Raw genomic sequence first — 2,889 nt, 5'->3', positions numbered from 1 at the left:
GGCGTCATCGCCCGCGGAATGGGGCTGCGTTGAGCGCCCTGGCCGGCGGGGTATTTGCCGCGACCGACGCCCGGGACGACGACGCCCAATTGCGCGAACTCGTCGAGGACCTTGGGCGGCGCTCCTACGACGCCGGGCTCGGCCATCGCGGCATCCCTGACCAATTCGATGCCGAGCTGTGGCGCAACCTCGAGGACACCGGGCTGGCGCGGCTGACCAGCACACCAGACATGGGCGCCGGCCCGCACGAGTTGGCCATCGCCCTTTACGGCCTGGCCCGCCACGCCGGCGCGGTGCCATTGGCCGAAACCGACGCGCTCGCCGGCTGGCTCGGCCGGGAGACCGGCATCGAGCTACCCGACGGCCCGCTGACCGTTGCGATCGCCGACGGCGCAGCGGACAGCGGGCGGATCAGCGGCACAGCGCACGCAGTGCCATGGGCACGAGCGTGCACCGCCGCCCTACTGGCCGTCTCCTCCCCGACCGGACTGCAGGTCGGCGTACTCGACCTGACCCCCGACGAGCTGCGGGAGGGCCACAATCTGGCCGGCGAACCGCGCGATTCGATCGTGTTCGACCTGCCGGCCGACAAGTTGTGCGCCGTCGACCCGGCGCTGGGTGCCGAGCTGGTTCGGCGCGGCGCATGGGCACGCTGTGTGCAGACCATCGGGGTGCTGGATGCCGCCGCGGCGCTGTCGGTGCAGCACACCCGCCAGCGCGTTCAGTTCGGCCGTCCGCTCAGCGCCTTCCAGTCTGTGCAGCAGTCACTGGCCGGAATGGCCGGCGAGATCGAAAGAGCCCGTGCCGCTGTGGAATTGGCAGTCGCCGCGGCCGAAGGGCATGGCTTCGACTCCCCCCACACCGACTACGCCGTCACCGTCGCCAAGGTCGCGGTCGGTCGGGCCGTCGGCCCGGTCACCACCGTCGCACATCAGCTACACGGCGCGATCGGCGTCACCAGTGAGCACCCGCTGTGGCTGTTCACCCTGCGCGCCCAGAGCTGGAGCCCCGAGTACGGCACGACCAATGACTTCGCGCGCCGCCTCGGCCGGCTGGCGCTGGCAGCCGAGCACCCGTGGGATCTGGTAACGGGCGATCTGACCCAATTCGAAAACAATAGGAAATAAGGAGAACTGGTGACGGTACAGCAATTCGACGGTGCGTCCGCGATTGTCAGCGGCGGGGCCGGCGGCCTGGGCGAGGCGACGGTCCGTCGGCTGCACGCCGACGGACTCGGCGTGCTGATCGCCGATCTCGCCGCCGACAAGGGCAAGGCGCTGGCCGACGAGCTGGGCAGCCGGGCGCTGTTCGTCAGTACCGACGTGACGAGCGACGACAGCGTGCAGGGCGCCATCGAGCAGGCCAATCAGCTCGGACAGCTTCGCTACGCGGTCGTCGCACACGGCGGTTTCGGTGTGGCGCAACGGATCGTGCAGCGCGACGGCAGCCCCGCCGACATGGCTGGCTTCACCAAGACCATCAACCTGTACCTCAACGGCACCTACAACCTGACCCGACTGGTCGCGGCGTCGGTAGCCGCCGCCGAACCCCGCGAGGACGGCGAACGGGGTGCCATCGTGATGACGGCCTCGGTTGCGGGCTATGAGGGTCAGATCGGCCAGACCGCTTATGCCGCAGCGAAAGCCGGGGTTATCGGGCTGACCATCGCGGCCGCTCGCGACCTGAGTTCGGTGGGGATCCGGGTCAACACCATCGCGCCGGGGACAATGAAGACGCCGATCATGGAGTCGGTCGGCGAGGAGGCCATCGCCAAATTCGCCGCCAACATCCCGTTCCCTAAGCGCCTGGGCACCCCCGCCGAATACGCCGACGCGGCAACGTTTCTGCTGTCCAACGGCTACGTCAACGGTGAGGTGATGCGCCTCGACGGCGCCCAGCGGTTCACTCCGAAGTAGGCGCGACGGGGGCTACAGCCGGCCGTCCAGCTGAAGCTCAGGGTGCACCCACTTCGGCGAGTTCTTCTCCTTGAACGCGCGGAAGCCCTCGCGCGCCTCGGGACCAAACATGCTGGCCTGCATCCCGATTCGGTCGAACAGGCCCAGGTAGTTGTCCAGGCTGGCCTTGACCACGCCCCGTGCCGCCGGGGCGGTTCGACAGCATTGACCGAGAAGTTCTTTGGCCGCGTCCAGCAGATCGTCATGCGGAACCACCCTGGCCACCATGCCCCAGTCGAGGGCCTCCTGCGCGGTCAGCGTCCGGCCGGTGAACATCAGGTCTTTGGTGCGGACCGGGCCGATCAGCCGCGCCAGCACCTGGCTGTAGTAGGTGTCGGCAATGCCACGGAACAACTCGGGGACGCGGAAGGTGGCGCGGTCACTGACGACGGCGAGGTCGCTGCACATGGCGATCTGCAGGCCGCCGCCCTGAGCCAGGCCGTTGACCGCCGCCACGACCGGTTTCGGCGACTGTCGCAAAACGTCGAACGGCGTTGCGTCCATGCCCATGGTGGCCGCGAAGTCCATCCAATTGTCCTCGGCGGACTGGCCCAGATCGCCGCCCGGCGCGAATACGTCGCCGGTTCCGGTGATGAGCAGGCCCGCCAGATCAGGATCGGCGTTGACCCGGCTGATCGCGTATCGGATGCCGAAGTACATCGCGGGCGTCATCGCGTTGCGCGCCTGCGGACGATCGAGGGTGCAGATCGCAAACACGCCTTCGCGTGTAAAGCGCAGGAATGGGGTGCCCAACCAGTCGCCATCGGGAGGACGGGGGCCGCCGTTGAGACCATCGGACATGTTGGGAATCCCTTCCAGAGCATCGATTGCTTCGCCTCACTCAAAGTAGCGAAATAGTTGTATGATTCCAACTTCGCGGCGTAGCATCCTCGGCGTGGCGCACGTCACTGCAGCGTGCCCGCACCACGCCGCA

3 protein-coding genes are annotated in these 2,889 nt (G+C 68.0%); 2 read left to right on the top strand and 1 reads right to left on the bottom strand.

The window, feature by feature from the left end:
• The first annotated feature begins 29 nt into the window (after nucleotides 1-29).
• Entirely contained in the window at nucleotides 30-1,127 is a 1,098-nt protein-coding gene (locus tag VGG53_RS06740; RefSeq protein ID WP_331517246.1) for an acyl-CoA dehydrogenase family protein, read from the top strand.
• 9 nt (nucleotides 1,128-1,136) lie between these two features.
• Nucleotides 1,137-1,916: an SDR family oxidoreductase gene (locus tag VGG53_RS06735; RefSeq protein ID WP_331517245.1), complete on the top strand. Its 780-nt coding sequence runs from the start codon at nucleotides 1,137-1,139 to the stop codon at nucleotides 1,914-1,916.
• A gap of 12 nt (nucleotides 1,917-1,928) precedes the next feature.
• Here VGG53_RS06735 and VGG53_RS06730 read toward each other — a convergent pair whose 3' ends face one another.
• On the bottom strand, nucleotides 1,929-2,756 hold the full coding sequence (locus VGG53_RS06730) for an enoyl-CoA hydratase/isomerase family protein (protein WP_331517244.1): 828 nt from the start codon (nucleotides 2,754-2,756) through the stop codon (nucleotides 1,929-1,931).
• Between the last annotated feature and the right edge of the window lie 133 nt (nucleotides 2,757-2,889).

Source organism: Mycobacterium sp. (genome assembly GCF_036490025.1).
In the GTDB taxonomy this organism is placed as follows: Bacteria; Actinomycetota; Actinomycetes; order Mycobacteriales; family Mycobacteriaceae; genus Mycobacterium.
Note: the sequence above shows the minus strand (reverse complement) of the source record. Positions and strands in the feature narration are given on the sequence as shown.